Here is a 21,571-nt window from a genome sequence, read left to right as displayed (position 1 = left end):
AGGAGGACGCACAATGAACGAATACGTAATCGAAACACACCAGCTTACAAAACAATACGACGGCAAAGCAGGATGCCGCAACATCACACTCTCCGTACCAAAAGGCGTCGTCTTCGGCTTTCTCGGTCCGAATGGCGCCGGTAAAAGCACATTCGTTCGAACGCTGCTCGGTTTGTTGGTTCCTACAGGAGGCAGTGGACATATTCTAGGACATCCGATCGGAAGTGTGGAGTCCAGACAAAAAGTCGGCTATCTTCCTGAGCTTTTCCGCTATCCTGATTGGCTAACAGGACAGCAATTGCTTGAGTCGCATGCAGATTTATGCAAAATTCCGCGTAGCGAACGCAAAAACCGCATCGCTTCCCTGCTTGAACGTGTGGGCCTTTCCGGACGCGGCAACGAGAAGATCCGTGGTTATTCTAAAGGAATGCAGCAGCGTATCGGACTAGCATGCGCCCTTCTTTCCGATCCTGAAATCGTCTTTCTTGATGAACCTACTTCTGCACTCGATCCGATCGGAAGACGCGAAGTACGTGAATTGATGGCAGAGTTGCGGGACGAAGGAAAAACAATATTTCTCAATAGCCATCTACTCAGTGAAGTGGAGACAGTATGCGATCACATCGCTATCATCCATCGAAGCGATTTGGTTGTCCAGGGAGAATGGCGCAGCCTTTCAGGGGTTAACCCCCAGGCAGAAATCACCCTCTCCCCTGTTCCCGACGGACTATGGAAAAGTCTTAACACCATAGTTACAGAGGTCGAGTTGCTTCAACAGGAAGGAGAAAAAACGCACTGGCTTATCACACTTACCGAAGAAGACGATATCGCTATTCTTGTACGTCGTCTAAGCGAACTGGGAATTTCCTTGTATCGCGTTGTCCCGCGTATTCCCAAACTCGAAGACGTATTTATGTATTGGGTTAACCGAGAGGAGGCACAGCATTCTCATGTGGACCATCGCTAAACTTACATGGCGTGAAATACTGTCCAAGCGCATTTTTCATATTACTCTTTTCATGTCTTTTGCTTTCCTGCTTTTTTACGCGATCGCTACCTATATCGCAGCTCAGGAGGCTACAGAGAGCGTAGGCGGACAAGCAGCTTCAACCGATTTCTTTTTAGCACAAACGTTTTTTGCGACACAAATTCTCAGTGTCGGTCTCTACTTTGCGGCTTTCGTCACAGCACTGCTAGCCATCTTAAGCAGCGTCGGAAGCATTGCCGGTGAAATCGAAAGCCACCAGATTGATACATTATTAGCACGCCCGCTACATCGGCGTACGATCGTTCTTGGTAAATTTGCAGGTCTTGGCTCCCTGCTGATTCTCTATGCCATTTGTCTATTTCTTGGCGTACTGGTCATTAATCAATGGTTGGGCGGAGAATTTCTTCGTTTCGAAGTAACTGCCGTTCAGGTTCTACAAGCACTTGCGGTATTTATATTACCACCTCTTCTGCTCATCGCTGTAGCCTTGCTTTTTAGCAGTATAACGACAACAGTAAACGGCGGTATTATTCTTATCGTTCTGTACGGAATTAGTTTTATTGGCGGGTTTGTAGAACAGCTTGGTGTTCTGATGAATAAGACGGCACTGATCAATATTGGTGTCATCTCCAGCCTGCTGTTCCCCCTGGACTCACTATTTCGCAAAATGACCGTGTATTTATTCGATACAGCAGGGGATCCGATGTCCTTTGCTACACAGGGGCTATTCGGAAGCTTATCAATGCCGAGTAACGCTATGCTCGTATATGCTGCTTTATACGGTGTTGCCGCTCTCTGGCTCTCGATCCGCCGCTTCTCAAGCCGAGATGTATAGAATAATCCTTGCAGACTCTGTGTTTCATCTCCTCTTCAACAGGGAAACCTAGAATGGGAACACGCCATTCAGAAAGGAGATGCTTAAATGGATAAAAGCCAATTAGAACAGAAAATCTCTGCCGTGATGGATAAAAATGAAGTATGTTCGTTCGCAACCGTAGAGGATAATAAGCCGCATGTCCGTTATATGGTTCTGTTTCATGAAGGCCTGACGATTTATCTTGCGACTAGCCGCAAGACACATAAAATTGAAGAACTAGAAAAAAATCCGAACGTGCACATTATTATTGGCTTTGACGGAACCTGGTCCTCCGAAATTCTACAAATCAGCGGCACAGGCAAAGTGACGAAAGACGATAGCTTGCGAAAAAAAGTGTGGAACGAAAAGTATTTCAAACGTTGGTTTGAAAGCTCGGATGATCCTAATTATGTCATCCTTGAAATTACGCCGGATCGTATTGAATATTTCGATGGCGAAACCGAACCAGAGATATGGGAAGCATAACGAACAAAAAAGGAGCGACCCGAGGGCTGCTCCTTTTTCAATGCTTGCATTCTTCATATTAGTTAACTGTCTCAAAATGAACTTCTTTATCAGTGGGCGGGATTTTGATTAGTGTAGCCGGATACGTAATAACCTGTATATACACTTTTCCCGGTTGCGGATTAATATGCTTTACTTTTACAACGACTTCGTTCGCACGTTCCGTCACGCTGACTACTTCCACGCCATAACCGCCATTTGGCTTCTGGCCGCGGGTGACTGCTGCATACAGGCCGTCTTCTTCTTTCATGATACCTGTAAACTCTTGCTTCCTATGACTGTCAAACCATTGTTGGACACGAGGAGCAATAACTGTCTGCTCATCCTGCAAAGGATAGAGCACATCGAATTTCACTTCTTTTTCTGCCATATTCTTCTCCTTTAGAGAGATAGTGTTGCTGGCCGCATCATATCCGACCTGAAGTCCAATTCGCTCGGCAATAAAACGCAACGGTACGTAGGTCGTATCCTGATGGATGAACGAAGCTGGAACATACTGTTTTCCATTAAAATATTGATATTCTTTATCACTTGGCTTAATTTCTTTGCCTTCCATTGTAAATGACACAGGTTTCATGCTTACATCTATTTTTGTCAATGCGGCATAAGAAAAGCCTACTGCGCTCATCAATGCTACACCTGTACATATTCCGGCAATAAACGTTTTCATTGTACGTTTTTTCATGATGGTCACCTCTTCTATTTATTCTTTCTTCCCTATAGACGGATAACCCACCGCTAAAGCATGCAAAAAATTATCAGGAACCTTATCTTACTCTGCAGGGATACATTTTGCAAAGGTAAAGCTTGTATCGATTGGACACGTTTTCTTTCTGCCCTTTATAAATTTCATTTTTGAAAATCTAATTTCATTATCGAAAACATATATACTAACTTGTACGCTTTCTCATACACTTTATATGGCATATAATTTGCAGTTCTGACTGTTATAAAAAATTTGCAGAGGAGCGTGACGGACGTGAAGATTGACATCAATTGCGATATGGGCGAAAGCTTCGGAATGTACGAGTTAGGCAATGATGAAGAAATGATGAAATATGTCAGCACGATTAACGTTGCCTGCGGCTATCATGCCGGTGATCCGCTGGTCATGCGTCGCACAGTGGAACTTGCGAAACAATATAATATTAACGTTGGAGCTCACCCGGGTTTCCCTGATTTGATGGGCTTCGGACGACGTCGAATGACCGCAACAGCCGAAGAAGTGGAAAATTATATTCTGTACCAGGCTGGAGCGCTTCAGGCGTTTCTTCATGCATACGATATGAAATTGTCGCATATTAAGCCACATGGCGCTATGTATATGATGGCTATGGAAAACGATGACCTAGCCCAGGCGGTTCTTAATGCAGTCGAAAAAATCGATAAACACCTACCGCTGTTCGCGTTAAACAACTCAGCCCTGGCGCGCCTCGGTCAGGAACAGGGCTTCACGATCGTATTTGAAGTATATGCGGACCGTGAACACGATGAGTCAGGTAGTATTGTTATGACACGCAAAGGTACCGATTATACAGATTTGGACGAGCGGGCACGCCGTGTAGTGCGAATGATAAAAGAAGGAAAAGTCATTACCTATGATGGTAAGGATACTTCTCTAAAAGCGGAAACAGTTTGCATTCATGGTGATCATCCAGATGCGCCAAGATTAGCGCAAGCTATTATCACTCACCTAAAAGACGAAGGAATTGAGATTACATCAGACTTTATTGTACAGCAAACGTAACTCTGTCCTTATTGAATCAGGAAGGCTCACTATTATAAAGATAGCGAGCCTTTTTTATTGTATCCTATAAAATCTCTTGACGAACCAGGGTATGTAGGTGTAGAATTTAGTTAAGAAGAAAAATGAATGATAATCAGTCATTGATTGAGGTGGATACGTTGAATAGCAAACAAGAGGAAAAATATCGGCGAATTATTGAAGCCTCCATTGAAATTATCGCCACAAAAGGATTAGATAAAACCTCCATTTCTGATATTGTTAAGCGGGCAGGGATCGCCCAGGGAACGTTTTATCTATACTTCTCCTCAAAAAACGCATTAATACCAGCCATCGCCGAACACCTTTTACAACAGCTATTCGATAAGATAAGAGAAAGAACGAAAGAAAGTTCAAGTTTTTGGGGTACTCTTCAATCCGTCATCGATGTAACCTTCGAGGTAACCGAAGCATATAAGGAAGTTCTTATCCTATGCTATTCGGGATTGGCTTTTTACCACTCATTTGAGAAGTGGGAAAGTATCTATCTCCCTTATTATGAATGGTTTGAGTCTGAACTGAAAAAAGCGATTGAAAAGGGCGAGGTTATAAAAGATATTCCTACTGAAACGAACATTCGCATGATTGTGAATGTAATCGAGCAAGCGGCTGAGGGTCTGTATTTCTCCAATGACAAAGAGCGGAAATACAGCACAGAACAAATTAAAAAAGACGTATATGTTTTTATTAAAAGAGCACTCACTTAATTTTTTTTGTAATATAAATGAATGACAGTCACTCATTATAGGAGGTTTTATCATGAATTGGCTATTGATAGGAATAGCCGCATTGCTTGAAATTGTCTGGGCGTCATCTCTTAAATACGCAGACTCACTTCTCGATTGGTTTCTTGTTATCACGCTAATTGCTGTAAGCTTTCTGTTGCTAATTCGAGCTTACAAAACTATACCTGTAGCTATAGCATACGCGGTATTTGTCGGTCTCGGAACCGTCGGTACGTATCTGGTCGGCATATTCTTGGGTGAGCCGTTCTCAATTTATCAAATCGCATTTTTGCTCATGATCCTGTCAGGTATTGCAGGCATGAAGCTGACTACTGGAACAAAGAAAAAAAATCTTCAGAGAGGTGAACAATAATGGCCTGGCTTTATCTTGTTTTTGCAGGGTTAGAGGAAGTCGTTGCTGTTATGGCTATGAAATACATTGGTAAGGGAAGAAAAGCTATTCCTATTACAATTATGATCGTTGGGTTTGCCTTCTCGTTCTTCTGTTTATCACAAGCGATGCAGACGCTGCCACCAGGCGTAGCATATGCGGTCTGGGCAGGCATAGGAACGGTCGGCATTACACTTGCAGGTCTATTATGGTTTAAAGAAAAATACGAACTTCCACAGTTTATATCGTTAGGGCTTCTCATCGCAGGAATTATCGGTTTGAAGCTAACGGTTTAATCTCCTTCCAATCGTTATTCATATTATTTCAAGGATGTTGATTATCCAATAGCATCCAGAGTGGATCGTTAACACAATGCGCCCCAAACAGGGCAGTAAAACACCTGGGTAGATCCATCTACCCTTGGTGTCCATAAGTGGATGGAAAAAAGCACACGTATGGCGTGCATCCCCTTTGTTTTTCTACAGCAAAGCTGCATAAGGGTAACTAGAGCTGTCGTCTACGGCACCAGCCAAGTTTTCTTTACTGTGTGGGGCGTATGACTTCATTACGGGAAAAATACGAGGAAACACGGCTACGTGCGCAACTTTTTTCTTCCATCTTATGGATAACGAACAAGTACGATACTATTTATTCGAAAATAATTTTCTTTTTTAAATACTCAACAACCTGTTCAGCACATACATCCAACGACTGAGCATCCGTAGTAACAATAAGTTCTGGATTCTCCGGCTCTTCATAAGGAGCTGAAATACCCGTAAATTCAGGAATCTCTCCAGCCTTCGCTTTCTTGTACAGACCTTTCGGATCACGATTCTCACACTCTTCAATAGCGCACTTTACATACACTTCAATAAATTCGTCTGCTTCTACTAAGCTTCGTGCCAATTCCCGGTCGGCACGGTATGGCGAGATGAATGCGGTAAGTACAACTACACCCGCGTCGACGAATAGTTTAGACACTTCTCCTATGCGGCGAATGTTCTCGGTCCGATCCTCCGGGCTAAAGCCGAGATCCTTATTAATACCATGACGAATGTTATCCCCATCCAGCAGGTATGTACGTACTCCTTTCTCATATAATCTACGCTCCACTTCGTTGGCAAGTGTTGATTTGCCCGCACCAGATAAACCGGTGAACCAAAGTACCACGCTCTTATGACCACTTTTCCGCTGACGATCTGCTTTCGTCACAGTCGCCTGATGCCAGACAATATTGGTGTCATGCAATGCCATTTTCCTTCCTCCTTCTCTTTTTATTCTGATCCAGCGGGCAGCAAGAGCCCGAAACAAACCATCAGTAGAGGATGAAGACCCTTAAGCTGATGGAAGTTTTACTTTATGCTTTACCTACAGCAACCTTCATCCCACGAATCAATACTTCCACTACCTCTGGACGGCTGAATTCTGGCGGTGGCGCTTCACCACGACCGAGCATCTCTCTTACTTTCGTACCGGATAGATGCAGATGGTCTTCTGAACCGTGTGGGCAGGTTTTGGCAGAAGCCATGTTTCCACACTTCATGCAGTAAAAGCTATGTTCGAAGAAAAGCGGCGTAATGCCAAGTTCTTCAAGTGTAAAGTTAGAGAAAATAAGCTGGGCGTCATACGTACCATAATAGTTGCCGACACCTGCATGGTCGCGTCCGACGATGAAGTGAGTGCACCCATAGTTCTTACGCACCATCGCGTGAAAAATCGCTTCACGTGGTCCCGCATACCGCATCGCAGCCGGGAACACAGCTAGAAATACACGATCAGAGGGATAATAATGGTTGAGCAGTACTTGATAGCTCTCCATTCGGATATCAGCCGGAATGTCGTCCGCTTTCGTTTCGCCAACCAACGGATTAAGAAACAGGCCATCTACGATTTCAAGAGCTGTTTTCTGAATGTATTCATGCGCGCGATGGACCGGGTTGCGCGTCTGGAAACCAACTACCGTTTTCCACTTTCGTTTTTCAAACTCAGCACGCGTCTGTGCTGGGTCAAGATAGAACTCTTTGAATCGGTTTTTCTCTGGACGTTTTACGAGTGTAATGGGGCCTGCCACATAGACCGCAGGACGCTCCCATAGCTTTTTCACGCCCGGATGAGCCAATTCCGTTGTGCCATATACGTTCTGGGCTTCTACTTCTTTATCTGGTGTATACAGCTCTCTAACCTCGATAACGCCATACACGTCTCCTTCATACACCAGCTTAGCTGTGTCGCCGGGCGCAAGCTGCGAGGCGGTTTCCTCCGTTACCGGTAACGTAATAGGGATACTCCAGACTGTTCCATCAGCTAATCGCATGGAATGAACGACGCTATTGTAATCCTCCTGACTAAGAAAGCCAGATAACGGACTGAAAGCGCCAATCGCCAGCAGTTCCAAATCGGAAAGTGCAAATGCATCCAGTTCAATTGCTTTATCAGTGCCTGTTACATCGTAAGAAAAATTGATACGGTTTACCAATGTGCCACCATGCGGTTGGCTTATGCTCATATAAAGTCACTCCGTTTCTCCACTCTGTGGTATTTATAACTGGCCATTACTGATGCAGACCACATTCGGTCTTGCCAGTACCGCTCCAGCGTCCAGCGCGAGAATCTCCGCCCTCTTTTACAGGTGCGGTACAATGTTCACAGCCGATACTTGGATACCCCTTATCATGCAGTTCATTGTATGGAAGTTGGTATAGCTTGATATACGTCCATACATCATCCCATGTCCAATGAATAAGCGGACATACTTTGATAGACTGAAAGCGCCGATCCTCATTAACGAATTGAGTATTTGCCCTTGTCGGAGACTGTTCGCGCCGCAGCCCTGACAACCAGGCTACAGCCCCCTTCAATACGTCTTCAAGAGGATCAAGCTTCCGCAATTTACAACACAAATCCGGACTGCTCTTCCACAGCTCTATGCCATACTGTTCCGCTTGCTGTTCCAAAGATAAATCCGGTTCCTTCAATTCAATGCGCAGCTTCGGATATCTCACTTTAACACGTTCGATTAACTCATACGTTTCTTTAAAGTGAACATGTGTATCCAGAAACACGATCCGTGCATCAGGACATACTCTGCTGATTAAATCAATCAGCACCATACCTTCAGCACCGAAGCTACAGGCATATACCAGACTTTCTCCGAATTGGCTGTATGCCCACTTCAAAATATCCAGTGCATCTTTGTTTTCCAGGTCTTTATTAATTGCATCCAAGTGCTCGGTGGTAAGTGTTTCATAAGAAAATGTAATATCGGGCATCTAAATGCCTCCTCCCTGATCATGAATGGTGCTTTTCTCTTTACGAATGGTACGAGATAAGCTAATCGAGCCGACTGTGGCGATAAATACGCTTAGAATGACGATAAGAATGTACGGATTCGGCATAAGCCAGAGATTCATCACGGCATACGCTACAACAAGGGAAGACACAGGAGATACAATCCATACCTGGGCAATCTGACGGATTACCCCCTTTTGCCAAAGACGGAACCCGTTCTCTGCCGTTCCGACGCCTACGATGGCGCAGGTAGTGGCTTGCACTAGTGGCACGGGAATACCCAGCAATGAAGCTGTAATTACCAGAGTGCCTCCTGTAAATGAGACCGCGCTTCCTTGTAGTAATGATAGCCGGGTAATTTTCTTTCCATTTGTCTCAAGCACTTTGCCGCCCAAAACAACCGCACCCAGTGCTACAAATGCCCCTCCGATCCAAACTCCAGAGGAGGTAGACATAATTCCCGCTCCTACGAGCGGTCCTACCGCATTGGCCACATTATTCATTCCAGCCGAGAAGGCTTCGAACGTACCTCCTGCTACAAGCAAGAAACCCAACCAGCGTTTCCATTTTCCGGCGCCAGTCAAGAATGTCCATTTCCTTTCCGCCCGCTTAATGGCCAAACCTAGCACATAAGCTACACCAAATGATATGAGTGGAACGATAATCCAGAAGGAAAGGATGACCATCAATTTACTAGCAAACAACGATTTATACGCAAGACCGACTCCGATAATCGAGCCGACCGTTACTTCACTCGTCGATAAAGGAATTCCCATCAGATTAGCGAGAAATAAGGTGAACGTGGCAGAGAATAAGATTACAATGACCGTTTCCACGCTCAACACAGAGGAAGGAATAATTCCGTTACCGATTGTTTTCACCACTTCGCCACCGCCCAGCACCGCACCCAGCAGAGCTGCTATGGCAACAATTAACATAGCTGCCCGCCTGTTATGAATGGCTCCGGCACCGTATGCCGCACCCATCGAAGCTGCCGTTCCGCTTGCCCCGATATTCATAGCGAAAAATAACGCCACAGCAATAGCCACATAGCTCAGCATCATGGCTTGATCACATAACCCCGGCCTGCTTCAGCCGGCTTTTTTTCTACGATAGCTAACTCTTTGATGGGCTTAGCTGGCAGCCAGTACCGTTCGATTTGGTTCTGCGCACTATGGAACACTTTTTCCTCGCTATCATGGATAACAACCACAGCCGCTGTCGATTCATCTTCGAAAGTTACTTCAAGTCGGTAGATAAACATAGTCTTTATCCCTTCCTTCTCTTTCCCGGTTTCCTCTCTTACACTAACTGTTCCAGCGCTGCATTTACACGTTCCTGGAACGGTTCCGTGCCGACACGCTGTACAAAGTGGAAAAAGCTCTCTCCGTTTTGTTTTTCTTCCTTATAATAGGCCAGTAGCGGGAGCAAGACGCGATGCAGTTGGTCGCCTAGCACGCGACCTTTAAGCTTTTGATTGAACTGCGCATTCTCACCCAGCGTACCGCCGATATAAATATCAAATGCATCCTTCATTCCAGCCTCTGTTTTAATAAGCGCACCTTGGAAACCGATATCAGCGATTTGACGCTGCCCGCATGCGTTCGGACAACCGACCATATGCATACGAATCGGTTCATCCAACTCTACATGCTCGTCCAGGTATCCAGCCAATTGACGCATTCTTTCCTTCGTCTCTACGATCGCCAGGTTACAAAATTCGATTCCGGTACAAGATACGGCAAATGCGCTGAAATGCCATGGGAACGGTGTCAGACGCTCTAAAGCCTTTTCCTGCAAGAGCACATCAACCTTCTCATCTGGTACGCCGGTAATCACAATGTTCTGTGAGTTACAAGTACGAAGCGAGCCATTGCCGTATTCATCCGCGAGTCGTGCCAGCTCTTCTAGCTCTTGGGCCGACATTCTTCCAACAGGAACAGAAAGACCAACATAATTGAGTCCTTCCTGACGCTGTTTGTGTACGCCGGTGAAATAGCCTGCATTCCAGCCTACCGTTCTGTCCTGGCCGCGTGCTTCAAGATCTCCGATTTGTTCTTTCAGCTTCTCAAGGAATTTCTCCGCACCCCAATCAGCGACCAGGAATTTAAGACGTGCATGGTTGCGCTTCTGACGATATCCGTAATCTCGGAAAATGGTTGTGACACCAAGCGCCACCTTCACAACTTCCTCTGGTCGGACAAACGCGTCTAATTGCTGGGCAAGGAATGGACGAGCCGACAAACCACCGCCGACCCACACATGAAAACCGACTACTTCCTCTCCGTTAATTACCTTTGTCGCCGGTGTAAACGCAAGGTCATTAATCTCTGCATGCCCGGCGTTATAAATATTGGCAGAAATCGAAACCTTATATTTCCTCGGCAGATTAGAGAATTCCCGATTCATCAAAAACGTATCAGACAACGCCTTAACAAGTGGTGTCGTATCCATTAGCTCATCCCGGTCCAGCCCTGCCAGCGGATTGCCGACAATCGTACGGGGGCAATCGCCGCAAGCTTCGAATGAGGATAATCCGACGGAAGCTAACCGTTCAAAAACATCCGGTAACTGTTCGACGCGCAGCCAGTGAAATTGTATGGCCTGACGGGTTGTAATATCGACTAAATCCTTCCCATAATCATTTGCAATACGTGCCAGCACTCGTGCCTGATCCGTCGATAGATTGCCGGAGGGAATCCGTACCCGCATCATGAAATGTCCGTCTTTTGGCCGCTGCTGGTAAACGCCCGCCCATTTGAAGCGGTCCATATCGTCTGGTGTGATGGATTCAAATCCAGTTTTCGCGTACTCATAAATATCCTCGATAACGTCCAATCCGTCTTTTTCAAGCTTTGCTAATTCATTTTTGTTTAGCTTTTCCTTGTCATTTGCCCAGATTGCTGTGTAACCCACTCATGCTCGCTCCTCTCATTTCGCCTAGAAATTATGCAATAACTACATGCGGAAGCCGCTGCTCATACCAGGCCAGTTGCTCCCGCAGGCGCACTACCTCGCCGACGATGATAATCGCCGGAGCCTGGAAGCGGGCTTGCTGTACCTGCTCTACAATCGTCTCCAGTGTTCCTGTAAGTGTTTCCTGATTCTCACATGTTCCCCAGCGTACAAGCGCCACCGGTGTTTCTTTCGCACGCCCATGCTGACGCAAGTGCTTTACGATATCTGGCAAATTGCCGACACCCATATAAAACACCAACGTATCCACGGCCGATGACAGTCGTTCCCAATCAATGTCGCTCTCTTTGCCAAACGCTTTATGCCCTGTCACAAACGTGACGGAAGAAGAATAATCACGATGCGTTACAGGAATACCGGCATAGGCAGGGGCAGCAATACCAGAAGTAATACCGGGCACGACTTCATAAGAAAGCCCGGCGGCAATACAGGCCTCTGCCTCCTCTCCACCACGTCCGAACACAAAAGGATCGCCCCCTTTTAACCGCACCACCATCTTGCCTTTCAACGCTTTCTCCACTATCACACGGTTGATTTCCGGCTGAGGAAGTGAATGATGGTCTGCCTGCTTTCCACAGTAAATGCACTCCGCCCCCTCTCTTGCGTAATCCAACAGTTTAGGACTGGCCAGCCGATCGTATACAATAACGTCTGCCTGTTGTAGCAACTCCATACCGCGCACTGTAATTAACTTCGGGTCGCCAGGTCCTGCTCCTACGAGGAACACCTTGCCTTGTACCATGTGATTCTCCCCTTTCTCCTATTTTCACTTAATTAAATCCATATATCTAATTTATTTAGTTGGTTTAAAGGTACAAAAAATGCCCTTTCTTCGAAGAAGAAGGGCATTTTTATATTTCTCGACCCCTCCTACTCATCTTCGAGCCTCCGCTCTCTGGAATTGGCACCTAACCGAATTAGGTTGCCGAGACTTCATTGGGCCAGCCCCTCCGTCTCTCTAGATAAGAAAGAGTATTCTCATTAATTTTATTGGAATTATTAATTTGATTGGTTTTGATTATAACTTGCTTTTTTCTTAATGGCAATAACTTTCGGGAAATTTTTTGTATTTACATCAAATCAAAAAAGACTTAAAAATAAGTCCAATAAGACTTATTTTGTACTCGATTTACTTCATAACCTACTTATTCCTGCCTGTTTTTATGTTTTTTAAAGTTGGCATGCTTATTGCTTTGATAAAAAGTAAAGTGAAACACCTTACTTTTGTACATCATAAACTTTGTTCTATTATTAAGGAGGTAGCCCTATGAGCTATAAATTCGCTAATGTTAAAACCGAACTACCGGGTCCGAAAGCTAAAGAACTTCTTGAACGACGCAAACAATACGTGCCAAAAGGCGTTAGCAACGGCATTCCGACATTCGTGGAAAAAGCGCAAGGCGCTATTTTGACAGATGTAGACGGCAACACTTTTATCGACTTTGCCGGTGCTATCGGTACGATCAATGTTGGTCACTGCACACCTGAAATCGTAGAAGCATTGCATGACCAAGTAGATAAATACATCCATACCGGTTTCAACGTGATGATGTACGAACCATACATTGAACTGGCTGAGCGCTTAGCTAAGCTTGCACCTGGGGACCATGAAAAACAAGTTATGTTCCTGAACAGCGGCGCTGAAGCTGTAGAAAACGCGGTTAAAATCGCGCGTAAATATACGAAACGTCAAGGCGTTGTAGTCTTCTCACGAGGATTCCATGGACGCACATTGCTTACGATGACAATGACGAGTAAAGTAAAACCTTACAAGTTTGAATTCGGCCCATTTGCGCCGGAAGTATATAAAGCACCTTATCATTATGAATACCGCCGTCCAGAAGGCGTATCTGCAGAACAATATGATCAATATATTCTGAATGAGTTTAAAACGTTCCTGCAAGGCGACGTTGCTCCGGAAACAATCGCTGCAGTAGTAATGGAACCTGTACAAGGCGAAGGCGGATTCGTCGTTCCATCCAAAACATTTGTACAAGGTGTAGCAGAGATTTGTAAACAACACGGTATCGTATTCGTTGCCGATGAAATCCAGACTGGATTCAGCCGCACTGGCAAACTATTTGCTGTTGAGCATTTCGATGTTATTCCGGATTTGATGACGATTTCCAAATCCATGGGGGCAGGTCTTCCAATTAGTGGCGTTATCGGCCGTAAAGAAATTATGGAAGCTGCTAACCCTGGCGAACTGGGTGGTACGTATGCAGGAAGTCCTCTTGGATGCCGAGCTGCGCTTGCAGTTCTTGACGTTATCGAGAAGAATGACCTCAGTGAAAAAGGACGCATCATTGGCGAGAAAGTCATGGAACGATTCAACCGTCTTGCGGATAAATACGATATAATTGGAGATGTACGCGGTTTAGGCGCTATGTGTGCCATTGAGTTTGTTAAAGACAGACAAACAAAAGAACCGAATAAAGAAATTGTGGGCACAATTGTAAATGAAGCCAACAAACGCGGCTTAATTACATTAAGCGCTGGTTTATTCGGAAACGTGCTTCGCGTACTGATGCCTCTCGTAATTACTGATGAACAACTTGAAGAAGGTCTCGACATTATCGAGGAAGCTATGGAAGCCGCAACTTCGGCTCTGCAAGTACACTAATTTAGGAAGAAAGGGGTTTCAGCCATGAACCAAACAATACCAAAAAAGCCGCTCTATATTGCTGGCGGCACAAAAGAAGCATCTTCATATAAGGAACTTCGCTCCCCTCATTCCGGTGAAGTGATTGCAGAAGTCGCTATCGGCACGCGCGAGGATGTGAAGGCTGCGATCGATCACGCAGAAGAAGCGGCTAAAACAATGGCCAAGCTGCCTGCCCACAAGCGGGCAGCTATTCTGCAGAAGGTTTCTGTCCTTTTGCAAGAACGTAAAGAAGAGGCAGCACGTATTCTGGCACTTGAAGCGGCCAAACCAATTACGGTTGCCCGCGGGGAGATTGCCCGTACGGTTGAAACCTATCAATTCGCGGCTGATGAAGCACGCCGTCTGCATGGCGAGACCATTCCGATGGATGCCTCTGCCATGGGTGAAAACCGTATCGCCTATACAGTACGTCAGCCACTCGGCATTGTCGGAGCCATCACGCCGTTTAACTTTCCGTTCAACCTAGTAGCCCATAAGCTTGGCCCTGCATTTGCAGCCGGTAATGCGGTAATACTGAAGCCTGCGGACCAAACTCCACTGTCATCTTACTTTATCGCTGATTTGTTCGCAGAAGCGGGCCTTCCAGCGGGTGCCCTACAAGTTATTCCGGGCCCCGGCAGTGAAGTAGGGGACGAAATGGTTATCGATGACCGAGTGAAGATGATTACATTCACCGGTAGCCCGGAAGTTGGTAAAACAATTCGTTCAAAGGCTGGCCTGAAACGTGTTGTTCTTGAGCTAGGTTCCAACTCTGGACTCATTATCGACGAAGGATTCGATATTGACCGTATTATTAAGCGCACAGTAACAGGCGCATTTACGTTCATGGGTCAGGTGTGCATTTCCCTGCAACGCATTTACGTACACCAATCGATGTACGATGAGTTTGTAGAGAAATTCGTGGCAGAAACAAAGAACTTGCGCATCGGCGATCCACTGGACGAGACGACCGATATCGCAGCTCTTATCTCACAAAAAGACGTAGAACGTATTGCGTCCTGGGTAAAAGAAGCCGAATCGCTTGGTGCTAACGTGCTGACAGGCGGTACAGACAACAATGTTGTGAAACCGACTGTTATCGTTAACGTGCCATCGCATGCGAAAGTAAGCTGCCAAGAAACGTTCGCTCCTGTTGTTATCATCAGCCCGTTCGAGACATTAGATGAAGCGATCGATGCAGTGAACGATTCACGTTACGGATTGCAAGCGGGCATATACACCGAAAACATCGAACGCGCATTCCATGCAGCCGAACATCTGGATGTAGGCGGCGTCATGGTTAATGACTTCCCAACATTCCGTGTTGATCAAATGCCATATGGCGGTGTAAAAGAAAGCGGTGTTGGACGCGAAGGTATCAAGTACGCAACCGAAGAAATGACGGAAATGAAGCTTGTTTGCTTCAACCGTAATAAGTAACGGCCGTATAAACCGCGCCTTACCATAAGGAGGCGCCTCATGCAAGCGGATATCCATATCGCATCACTTTTGGATACCTTCTCGATCGGTTTTTGCTACCTTAACCGAGACACATTCGAATACAACAACCTGATCGAGAAATGGTTCTTCGAGCAGGGATGGACTCCTGCCGAGCTGTCCGATCGCCTACGCAAGTGGGCGGCGGACGGCGATTTTTTTCAGCGGGCGGATCGCTTTCTCTGGGAGGGAAGGCTATTGGCCGAGCCGCATGGATTTGCTTGGCTGATTTTCCCTTGGGAGACGAGGGAAAGTCACGTCGCTACCGAATACGAACATTTATATGCAGAACTGAAGAGTGTGTTTGCTGCGGCGTATGATGAAATTTTCGTTACGGACGGAGAAGGCTATACGGTTAGAGTGAACGGAGCCTGTGAGCGCAATTATGGCCTGAAAGCCGAGCAGATGGTCGGAAAACATGTCAATGAACTCGTATCAGAAGGCATTTTCTCACCATCCGCTACACTCGATGTTATCGCACAACGCAAGCAGATTAATCTCGTCCAGCAGACCCAAAATGGGCGCAGGCTATTGGTAACGGCCACTCCTGTCTTCACACAAGATGGACGCCTTATCCGTGTAGTTAGTAACTCACGCGACATTACGGAGCTTTTAAATCTGCGTGAACAGCTTGACCAGTTACAAGAACGAGTAGAGACCTATGAAGAAACCTTGCAACTTCGAGAAGAACAATCCGGTATGAAGCTAACCGTACGCAGTCCGATGATGCTTCATGTACTTTCAAAAATCGAAAAAGTGGCAAAGGTGGATAGTACGGTCCTGCTGCTCGGGGAATCGGGCGTGGGGAAGACATATTTGGCGCGCTACTTGCACAACACAAGTCCACGCAAGCAGGCCCCTTTTCTCTCCGTCAACTGCAGCGCCTTTCCCGAGTCACTCATTGAGTCCGAATTATTCGGGTATGAACGAGGCGCGTTTTCTGGTGCACACGAAAAAGGGAAAAAAGGTTTGTTTGAAGCTGCTAACGGAGGCACACTATTCCTTGATGAGATTGGAGAACTACCGTTATCTATGCAGGCAAAACTACTGAATGTCCTGCAGGAAAAACAGTTTTTCCGCATCGGTAGTACGACTCCAATTCACGTGGATGTGCGCATTATTGCAGCCACTAACCAGGATTTAAAGAAAAAAGTCGAAGAAAAATCGTTTCGTAACGATTTGTATTATCGGTTGAACGTCATTCCTATTACTGTTCCTTCACTCAGGGAAAGACGGGAAGATATCGTACCGCTGGCCATCCGCTTTCTGGAAGAATTCCAGGAGACATATGGTATCGAGAAAAAGCTTAGCTATACTGCCGCAGAGGAATTGCGGCGCGCGGAATGGCCGGGCAACATTCGGGAGCTGCGGAATTTTCTGGAACGGATTGTCGTAACAGCCGATGAAGACGTAATTACCGCGAAGCACGTAACAAGTGCATTGTATGATGAAGAAGAAACCGCACCACTGACACCGCAGGAAGGTCTGGGATTGAAAGAACAATTGGAACGTTACGAGGGCCAAATCGTTCGCCAGGCGTACGAAGAGTGCGGAAGCACATACAAACTGGCAGAGATGCTCGGTATCAGCCAATCTAGCGCAATGCGCAAAGTCAATAAATATGTAAAGGAACTGTAATATGCAGATAACGATATACGGGACGCAAGCCGCAGAGACAATGGATGTTCATCTCGACCGCCCGCATACCGTTGGCGCCATTCTTGAGATTTTGTTAACCATTCATCCCTGGTTCTTTCAAGCGCTGCCGCCTGAACGGGACCAATCTACACTGGAGACGGTATTATCAATCCGCACAACTGCCAATGCCCCTCTTGCCATCGACGATACTGTCACAAATGAGACGAACCTTGAAATTCATTTTCATGATATGATATAAGAAGGTCGTAAAAGGAAGGGAATGGATATGTTGGAACTTTCCTGTCATAGATGCCCTGCTCAAATAGTATATAACGTCTTGGCCGGAAATGCCGTTCCTCAGTATCATATTGGTGAACGTCGGTATTTGGCATACAGTGAAGCTGTAGACATCCCCTGTTTTATAAAAGACAGGGGTGTTTCTCTGCGCAAAATTTTTAGATAACGGGGGATGAAAATGAATATTATTCTCTGGGGCTTTGCCACTGCATTGTCGGGGTATTTTGCATACAGTATTCTTCGCCAATGGCTGACCAAACGCAAACCTAGCCATTTGGCCTGGTTTATCGGCTTCTTTTTTTATTTCTTCAGCGCACTTGGCAGTACAGTGTCCTATTTTATCGGCTGGGAGCCTTCCATGTATCGCATCTGGTATGTGGCAGCTGCTTCACTGGTAGCGTTTCTCGGCGCAGGCCAGCTGTATTTTACGGTAAAGCCGAAGGTGGCGCATGCATTTCTCATTCTCATAGCTATCATTACGATTGCCATGTTTGTAAAAGTGTTCAATTCACCGTTAAATCCAGGGCAATTAGCGCTGCATGGCGAAGAAATCGGAGGCACCGCATTGCCACGCGATGCACGCCTATATTCTCCGATGCTGACAATTCCGGGAAGCTTTGCACTTATTATTGGTTCTTTCTATACTTTTTTTCGACGGCATTCCAAAGCCGGGCTCTGGATTGGCATCGGTTCGCTTATTATCGCCATGGGAGGTACACTAACCCGTTTTGGTCTAACGGACATTCTCCCACTTGCTAATAGCGTTGGTATTACACTGATTTTTTATGGATATTCGCTTGCGGCCAAGCCCGCTGCTCTTCCTGTGAATACACAACAGGCAGGCTGACATGTACGCCACATAAAAAAAAGCTCTTCGCTCAATAATTGCGCGAAGAGCTTTTTACATTATTCTTTCCAATTGACGTAGTGACTGTACAGTATGTTCGACAATCGTAAACAGATCTTCGATATTGTCTTCGTTGATTTTTCTTCCGAAGTCAAGCGTTATCGTATTATGATACGCTGCCGGGCGCTCCAAGACAATCCCGTTATAAACAAACGATAATTCTTGAATAATACGTGGTCGGTATGACCAGATTGTGTTAAGTATCCTTTCTATCTCTACACACCGTTCCAGACGATCGATATTCAACAGGAAAGTTACGCGTAGCGTGCAGCCGAATGTCCGCTCCTCGCTTTCTGCAAGATCTAGAATTTCTCCTGCTAAATCGGCCGTCCCTGCGGATAATATAAACAGAGCGGTACTTTGTGAATTGCCATCCTTCCTAACGGCATTCCTACATCCAATCGTATATTCACGGGCCATAGCCGCCAGCTCGACTTGATCACTGCGGGACGTAACCGTAACCTCGCCAGCAAAGTCCAGGTCATATACTGCGCCTTCAAGCGCCACTTTAATATTATCGAAAATAGTCGGATCGAACACGAATGTTTCTCCTATTCTTTATCGCTGTTTACTTAACTTCTTCATTCTACGCCGTTCTTCATCCTCCACTGCATTCCGTGCCGCGATAGCATCATAATCAACCTTCAGGTTGCCGCGTGCCGTCTGTACGATGGCAGTAATAATCCCGCCGAAGAAAACAATTAGGATAATGACTCCGGTAATGAACAGCATAATCATCCCCGGACTAGAGAACATGACCAAAAGTAACCTCTCCTCTTCTATGATTCATTTTTTTATTATTATAACCCATTTTTCATTTCACTCAGAGTGTTTTTCATTGCCAAACAAAAACCCTCCTACCAGATTAGGCAGAAGGGATTTTAGCTGTTAGTTTTTTCGTACAAAAGATTATGTTGTTCATCGTTTCCTTTTCTCTACTTGTTCTTTTCGTTTAAGGATATCTGATTTGTAAAAGAGCCGGTCCCTGGGCAATTCCTTGATGGGAGTAATGACCTTGCGTTTGATTAGATCGTTTAGGTTTTGTCTTGAACAACCAAGGATTTCAAGTGCTTCCGTCGTGTTAATGACTTCATTGACAATGAATGCTGTCAATTCATCTTTTGATTTAAATGTTATCTCGCTCGCCATAGTACCACCTTCCAGATCCCTAGCGCGAACCATAAGGCAATAGCGCCTACGCCAACCCATTTTATAAGTGTCATTTCAGACAAATTCAAATCAGATAACCAAGCTAGAAACACAATCAGCAGGACAACATCAAGAGCAGTTGAGATTTTTTTCGTTTTCATAAATATAAGATGGATGTGGTATAATTATTTTATAAGGAAAGCGGTGGGGCTAACACCACTTTCCCTAGATTATTTTCTGTGCTTAGCGCTTCCGCTTTTTAGTGGGGCGCTTTTTATTTTGTATCCGTTTCTTTTTCTTCTTCTTTCTTTCACTCCTTTCTCTTATTTGCTCAGCTATTTCAAAGCCAAGCTTGATGCTTCCTAAGACCGCCGCGATTGTGAGCGCCCAATCTTTCACATCCATCTTGTTCTCACCTCCTTATCTTTATTATACTATTTATATTTACTCACGTCAATATAAACATGGTATTTATTTGTTTATTTTCCTTGTTTTTCTTGGAGGTAAAAAAAGAAAAAGCCCCGCTATCCATACGGACAGCAGGGCTTAATCGTCTTATTCTTCCTTCGCTTTCCCCGTATACCCAGATACTGACGCCAATGCAAGCATAACTAATAAGATCTAATCCTAAATCCCAAAGGTCAGGAGGAACAATGATTCCTCTTGCGTTTAAAACTTGATAAAACAATCCGCCAACGCCAGCCCACAGAAACGGGTCTTTCAGTCGTTCTTTCATTAGATATTCACCTTCTTCATTCCGGCAGCCATACGGACCTCATCGGCCAGCCGACCAACTTCTTTTTTCTCATCTTGGCATGTCGAAGCGTTCCATCTGTCTTGTAGGATACGGATAATTTTGTTTGCATCTTCTGTTTTCATGAGTTTCTTTTCCTCCTTAGGTTGAGTAGGTGGTGTTTCTGGCTTCTTTACTGGCACATAGGCAATACCGATAGCAACTAACACACCCTGTCCAATGGCTTCTGCTAACTCAAGTAAAAAAGCAGCGTCTTTCATCAACGCTGCTTCCTTCGGATTCGATATGAAAAAGCATTCTAACAAAGCGGCCTTTGCTTTGACCTTTAGTACAGCCAGATTTGTTCGTATCTTGATGCCACGGTCTTTTAATCCATGTCGTTGCAGGAACGCTTTAATAGCAGCGTGTAGGGCTTCAATTTGCCTGTTCTGTGAGTAACAAAGCGTTTCATAGCCGTTTGATGTCGAGTCATCGCTAGAATTCATATGCAGGGACAAGAAGAAGTCTGTCGCCTTGCTATTACTAAACCTTTGCCTTGCTGCTAAATCCTCATTCTTATTTGTTTTTAAATTTGTTGCATTCGATAGCGACCGCTCCCCATTCCGGGTAAAGAGTACCGTTACCCCGTGCCGGGTTAGCACCTTGCCGACTAATTGTGCCAAGGCAAAGGCTCGCTCATGTTCCTGCAGTCCATTTCCACATGCTCCGGGGTCCGGCATTCCGTGTCCTGGATCGATAACTACAACTTTACTCATGACTGATTTCCCCTTTTCAGATATTTAACTTCAAGAGACAATTCCTTTAATCCGCTTTGTACCTTTTCCAATGTACGAGACATTTCTTCCTGGGCTACAGTAGTACGCTCTAGATGCTCCATCAACTTTTTTTCACGTTCCTGACTTTCTGTTTTTTGGTCCTTATAGAACTCTTTTAGATCCGCCTCCCTCGACTCGTTTTCTTTCTTCAGGTCCTTAACCACAAAAGCAACCGCTGTGATAGAGATAAGAAAAAGAACGACAAATAGAATCCCGAAAGCGTACTGGGATTCTGCAATCTGTTGTGCTGTTTTTACATCTGGCATGACACCCTCCTCACCATTTTTCCGACGTATAATGTAAAAGGGAGCTGCTTATGCAACTCCCAAAATAAAAAC

Annotated in this window: 27 protein-coding genes and 1 riboswitch; of the genes, 12 read left to right on the top strand and 15 right to left on the bottom strand. The window is 45.4% G+C overall.

Annotated elements, in window-relative coordinates:
- Positions 1 to 13 precede the first annotated feature (13 nt).
- The 3 genes from AF333_RS30810 (at position 14) to AF333_RS30800 (ending at position 2,330) form a co-directional block, all read left to right on the top strand.
- Complete coding sequence (locus AF333_RS30810) at positions 14 to 967, top strand: ABC transporter ATP-binding protein (protein WP_043065794.1); 954 nt, start codon at positions 14 to 16, stop codon at positions 965 to 967.
- Positions 951 to 1,823, top strand: a complete 873-nt coding sequence (locus AF333_RS30805) for an ABC transporter permease (protein ID WP_043065793.1) — start codon at positions 951 to 953, stop codon at positions 1,821 to 1,823. The genes AF333_RS30810 and AF333_RS30805 overlap by 17 nt, the downstream gene beginning before the upstream one ends.
- A gap of 87 nt (positions 1,824 to 1,910) precedes the next feature.
- Positions 1,911 to 2,330: a pyridoxamine 5'-phosphate oxidase family protein gene (locus tag AF333_RS30800; protein WP_043065792.1), complete on the top strand. Its 420-nt coding sequence runs from the start codon at positions 1,911 to 1,913 to the stop codon at positions 2,328 to 2,330.
- Between the two features lie 58 nt (positions 2,331 to 2,388).
- On the opposite strand, the gene AF333_RS30795 is transcribed toward AF333_RS30800, so the two are convergent.
- Complete coding sequence (locus tag AF333_RS30795; protein ID WP_043065791.1) at positions 2,389 to 3,054, bottom strand: protease complex subunit PrcB family protein; 666 nt, start codon at positions 3,052 to 3,054, stop codon at positions 2,389 to 2,391.
- A gap of 294 nt (positions 3,055 to 3,348) precedes the next feature.
- On the opposite strand from AF333_RS30795, the gene AF333_RS30790 reads away from it, so the two are divergent.
- From AF333_RS30790 to AF333_RS30775, 4 genes are all read left to right on the top strand, one after another.
- Positions 3,349 to 4,116 (top strand): LamB/YcsF family protein, encoded by a 768-nt coding sequence (locus AF333_RS30790; protein WP_043065790.1) that lies wholly within the window; start codon positions 3,349 to 3,351, stop codon positions 4,114 to 4,116.
- 158 nt (positions 4,117 to 4,274) lie between these two features.
- On the top strand, positions 4,275 to 4,859 hold the full coding sequence (locus AF333_RS30785) for a TetR family transcriptional regulator (protein ID WP_235355921.1): 585 nt from the start codon (positions 4,275 to 4,277) through the stop codon (positions 4,857 to 4,859).
- A 52-nt stretch (positions 4,860 to 4,911) separates the two neighbouring features.
- Entirely contained in the window at positions 4,912 to 5,250 is a 339-nt protein-coding gene (locus tag AF333_RS30780) for a DMT family transporter (RefSeq protein WP_043065788.1), read from the top strand.
- Positions 5,250 to 5,564, top strand: coding sequence for a DMT family transporter (locus AF333_RS30775; protein ID WP_043065787.1), 315 nt, complete (start codon positions 5,250 to 5,252; stop codon positions 5,562 to 5,564). The genes AF333_RS30780 and AF333_RS30775 overlap by 1 nt, the downstream gene beginning before the upstream one ends.
- 352 nt (positions 5,565 to 5,916) lie before the next feature.
- Here the strand turns inward: AF333_RS30775 and cysC are convergent, their stop codons facing one another.
- From cysC to cobA, 7 genes are all read right to left on the bottom strand, one after another.
- Complete coding sequence (gene cysC / locus AF333_RS30770) at positions 5,917 to 6,522, bottom strand: adenylyl-sulfate kinase (protein WP_043065786.1); 606 nt, start codon at positions 6,520 to 6,522, stop codon at positions 5,917 to 5,919.
- A 103-nt stretch (positions 6,523 to 6,625) separates the two neighbouring features.
- Entirely contained in the window at positions 6,626 to 7,774 is a 1,149-nt protein-coding gene (gene sat, locus AF333_RS30765; protein ID WP_043065785.1) for a sulfate adenylyltransferase, read from the bottom strand.
- Positions 7,775 to 7,820: 46 nt separating this feature from the next.
- Positions 7,821 to 8,537 (bottom strand): phosphoadenylyl-sulfate reductase, encoded by a 717-nt coding sequence (locus tag AF333_RS30760; protein ID WP_043065784.1) that lies wholly within the window; start codon positions 8,535 to 8,537, stop codon positions 7,821 to 7,823.
- The gene (locus AF333_RS30755) at positions 8,538 to 9,620 is read right to left on the bottom strand and encodes an inorganic phosphate transporter (protein ID WP_043065783.1); all 1,083 of its coding nucleotides are present in this window, start codon (positions 9,618 to 9,620) and stop codon (positions 8,538 to 8,540) included.
- On the bottom strand, positions 9,617 to 9,820 hold the full coding sequence (locus AF333_RS30750; RefSeq protein ID WP_043065782.1) for a DUF3906 family protein: 204 nt from the start codon (positions 9,818 to 9,820) through the stop codon (positions 9,617 to 9,619). Before AF333_RS30750 ends, AF333_RS30755 begins: the two co-directional genes overlap by 4 nt.
- Before the next feature lie 38 nt (positions 9,821 to 9,858).
- Positions 9,859 to 11,472 (bottom strand): nitrite/sulfite reductase, encoded by a 1,614-nt coding sequence (locus AF333_RS30745; RefSeq protein ID WP_043065781.1) that lies wholly within the window; start codon positions 11,470 to 11,472, stop codon positions 9,859 to 9,861.
- Positions 11,473 to 11,503: 31 nt separating this feature from the next.
- Positions 11,504 to 12,274 carry a uroporphyrinogen-III C-methyltransferase gene (cobA, locus tag AF333_RS30740; protein ID WP_043065780.1) on the bottom strand — a complete coding sequence of 257 codons (771 nt, stop codon included), beginning with the start codon at positions 12,272 to 12,274 and terminating at the stop codon, positions 11,504 to 11,506.
- Between the two features lie 129 nt (positions 12,275 to 12,403).
- Positions 12,404 to 12,501, bottom strand: a riboswitch (SAM riboswitch).
- Positions 12,502 to 12,799: 298 nt separating this feature from the next.
- Between cobA and gabT the strand changes: the two genes are divergently transcribed.
- From gabT to AF333_RS30715, 5 genes are all read left to right on the top strand, one after another.
- Positions 12,800 to 14,155: a 4-aminobutyrate--2-oxoglutarate transaminase gene (gene gabT, locus AF333_RS30735; protein WP_043065779.1), complete on the top strand. Its 1,356-nt coding sequence runs from the start codon at positions 12,800 to 12,802 to the stop codon at positions 14,153 to 14,155.
- 24 nt (positions 14,156 to 14,179) lie between these two features.
- Positions 14,180 to 15,616: an aldehyde dehydrogenase family protein gene (locus AF333_RS30730; RefSeq protein ID WP_043065778.1), complete on the top strand. Its 1,437-nt coding sequence runs from the start codon at positions 14,180 to 14,182 to the stop codon at positions 15,614 to 15,616.
- A gap of 39 nt (positions 15,617 to 15,655) precedes the next feature.
- Positions 15,656 to 17,311, top strand: coding sequence for a sigma-54 interaction domain-containing protein (locus AF333_RS30725; protein WP_080787715.1), 1,656 nt, complete (start codon positions 15,656 to 15,658; stop codon positions 17,309 to 17,311).
- Position 17,312: 1 nt separating this feature from the next.
- Positions 17,313 to 17,570 carry a hypothetical protein gene (locus tag AF333_RS30720; protein ID WP_043065777.1) on the top strand — a complete coding sequence of 86 codons (258 nt, stop codon included), beginning with the start codon at positions 17,313 to 17,315 and terminating at the stop codon, positions 17,568 to 17,570.
- Between the two features lie 216 nt (positions 17,571 to 17,786).
- Positions 17,787 to 18,455, top strand: coding sequence for a hypothetical protein (locus tag AF333_RS30715; RefSeq protein ID WP_043065776.1), 669 nt, complete (start codon positions 17,787 to 17,789; stop codon positions 18,453 to 18,455).
- A gap of 54 nt (positions 18,456 to 18,509) precedes the next feature.
- Here AF333_RS30715 and AF333_RS30710 read toward each other — a convergent pair whose 3' ends face one another.
- From AF333_RS30710 to AF333_RS30685, 7 genes are all read right to left on the bottom strand, one after another.
- The gene (locus AF333_RS30710; protein WP_043065775.1) at positions 18,510 to 19,055 is read right to left on the bottom strand and encodes a hypothetical protein; all 546 of its coding nucleotides are present in this window, start codon (positions 19,053 to 19,055) and stop codon (positions 18,510 to 18,512) included.
- Between the two features lie 18 nt (positions 19,056 to 19,073).
- Positions 19,074 to 19,277, bottom strand: coding sequence for a hypothetical protein (locus AF333_RS30705; protein WP_043065774.1), 204 nt, complete (start codon positions 19,275 to 19,277; stop codon positions 19,074 to 19,076).
- Positions 19,278 to 19,433: 156 nt separating this feature from the next.
- Positions 19,434 to 19,664, bottom strand: a complete 231-nt coding sequence (locus AF333_RS30700; RefSeq protein WP_043065773.1) for a MerR family transcriptional regulator — start codon at positions 19,662 to 19,664, stop codon at positions 19,434 to 19,436.
- A 243-nt stretch (positions 19,665 to 19,907) separates the two neighbouring features.
- Positions 19,908 to 20,069, bottom strand: a complete 162-nt coding sequence (locus AF333_RS34075; RefSeq protein ID WP_158502397.1) for a hypothetical protein — start codon at positions 20,067 to 20,069, stop codon at positions 19,908 to 19,910.
- 43 nt (positions 20,070 to 20,112) lie between these two features.
- On the bottom strand, positions 20,113 to 20,400 hold the full coding sequence (locus AF333_RS30695) for a hypothetical protein (protein ID WP_053432797.1): 288 nt from the start codon (positions 20,398 to 20,400) through the stop codon (positions 20,113 to 20,115).
- Positions 20,400 to 21,173: an N-acetylmuramoyl-L-alanine amidase family protein gene (locus AF333_RS30690; protein WP_052812038.1), complete on the bottom strand. Its 774-nt coding sequence runs from the start codon at positions 21,171 to 21,173 to the stop codon at positions 20,400 to 20,402. Before AF333_RS30690 ends, AF333_RS30695 begins: the two co-directional genes overlap by 1 nt.
- Entirely contained in the window at positions 21,170 to 21,499 is a 330-nt protein-coding gene (locus tag AF333_RS30685) for a hypothetical protein (protein ID WP_043065771.1), read from the bottom strand. Before AF333_RS30685 ends, AF333_RS30690 begins: the two co-directional genes overlap by 4 nt.
- Positions 21,500 to 21,571: the final 72 nt, after the last annotated feature.

The sequence above is a fragment of the Aneurinibacillus migulanus genome, assembly GCF_001274715.1.
Taxonomy (GTDB): Bacteria; Bacillota; Bacilli; order Aneurinibacillales; family Aneurinibacillaceae; genus Aneurinibacillus; species Aneurinibacillus migulanus.
The sequence above is the reverse complement of the archived record's forward strand: the minus strand, read 5'-3'. Positions and strand labels throughout refer to the sequence as shown.

Coding starts and splice junctions, on each gene's coding strand:
- AF333_RS30810 (WP_043065794.1), top strand. CDS start 14: ATGAACGAATACGTAATCGAAACACACCAGCTTACAAAACAATACGAC.
- AF333_RS30805 (WP_043065793.1), top strand. CDS start 951: ATGTGGACCATCGCTAAACTTACATGGCGTGAAATACTGTCCAAGCGC.
- AF333_RS30755 (WP_043065783.1), bottom strand. CDS start 9,620: ATGATGCTGAGCTATGTGGCTATTGCTGTGGCGTTATTTTTCGCTATG.
- cysC (WP_043065786.1), bottom strand. CDS start 6,522: ATGGCATTGCATGACACCAATATTGTCTGGCATCAGGCGACTGTGACG.
- AF333_RS30730 (WP_043065778.1), top strand. CDS start 14,180: ATGAACCAAACAATACCAAAAAAGCCGCTCTATATTGCTGGCGGCACA.
- AF333_RS30795 (WP_043065791.1), bottom strand. CDS start 3,054: ATGAAAAAACGTACAATGAAAACGTTTATTGCCGGAATATGTACAGGT.
- AF333_RS34075 (WP_158502397.1), bottom strand. CDS start 20,069: ATGGATGTGAAAGATTGGGCGCTCACAATCGCGGCGGTCTTAGGAAGC.
- sat (WP_043065785.1), bottom strand. CDS start 7,774: ATGAGCATAAGCCAACCGCATGGTGGCACATTGGTAAACCGTATCAAT.
- AF333_RS30685 (WP_043065771.1), bottom strand. CDS start 21,499: ATGCCAGATGTAAAAACAGCACAACAGATTGCAGAATCCCAGTACGCT.
- AF333_RS30800 (WP_043065792.1), top strand. CDS start 1,911: ATGGATAAAAGCCAATTAGAACAGAAAATCTCTGCCGTGATGGATAAA.
- AF333_RS30725 (WP_080787715.1), top strand. CDS start 15,656: ATGCAAGCGGATATCCATATCGCATCACTTTTGGATACCTTCTCGATC.
- AF333_RS30750 (WP_043065782.1), bottom strand. CDS start 9,820: ATGTTTATCTACCGACTTGAAGTAACTTTCGAAGATGAATCGACAGCG.
- AF333_RS30775 (WP_043065787.1), top strand. CDS start 5,250: ATGGCCTGGCTTTATCTTGTTTTTGCAGGGTTAGAGGAAGTCGTTGCT.
- AF333_RS30760 (WP_043065784.1), bottom strand. CDS start 8,537: ATGCCCGATATTACATTTTCTTATGAAACACTTACCACCGAGCACTTG.
- cobA (WP_043065780.1), bottom strand. CDS start 12,274: ATGGTACAAGGCAAGGTGTTCCTCGTAGGAGCAGGACCTGGCGACCCG.
- AF333_RS30700 (WP_043065773.1), bottom strand. CDS start 19,664: ATGGCGAGCGAGATAACATTTAAATCAAAAGATGAATTGACAGCATTC.
- AF333_RS30715 (WP_043065776.1), top strand. CDS start 17,787: ATGAATATTATTCTCTGGGGCTTTGCCACTGCATTGTCGGGGTATTTT.
- AF333_RS30720 (WP_043065777.1), top strand. CDS start 17,313: ATGCAGATAACGATATACGGGACGCAAGCCGCAGAGACAATGGATGTT.
- AF333_RS30695 (WP_053432797.1), bottom strand. CDS start 20,400: ATGAAAGAACGACTGAAAGACCCGTTTCTGTGGGCTGGCGTTGGCGGA.
- AF333_RS30690 (WP_052812038.1), bottom strand. CDS start 21,173: ATGAGTAAAGTTGTAGTTATCGATCCAGGACACGGAATGCCGGACCCC.
- gabT (WP_043065779.1), top strand. CDS start 12,800: ATGAGCTATAAATTCGCTAATGTTAAAACCGAACTACCGGGTCCGAAA.
- AF333_RS30780 (WP_043065788.1), top strand. CDS start 4,912: ATGAATTGGCTATTGATAGGAATAGCCGCATTGCTTGAAATTGTCTGG.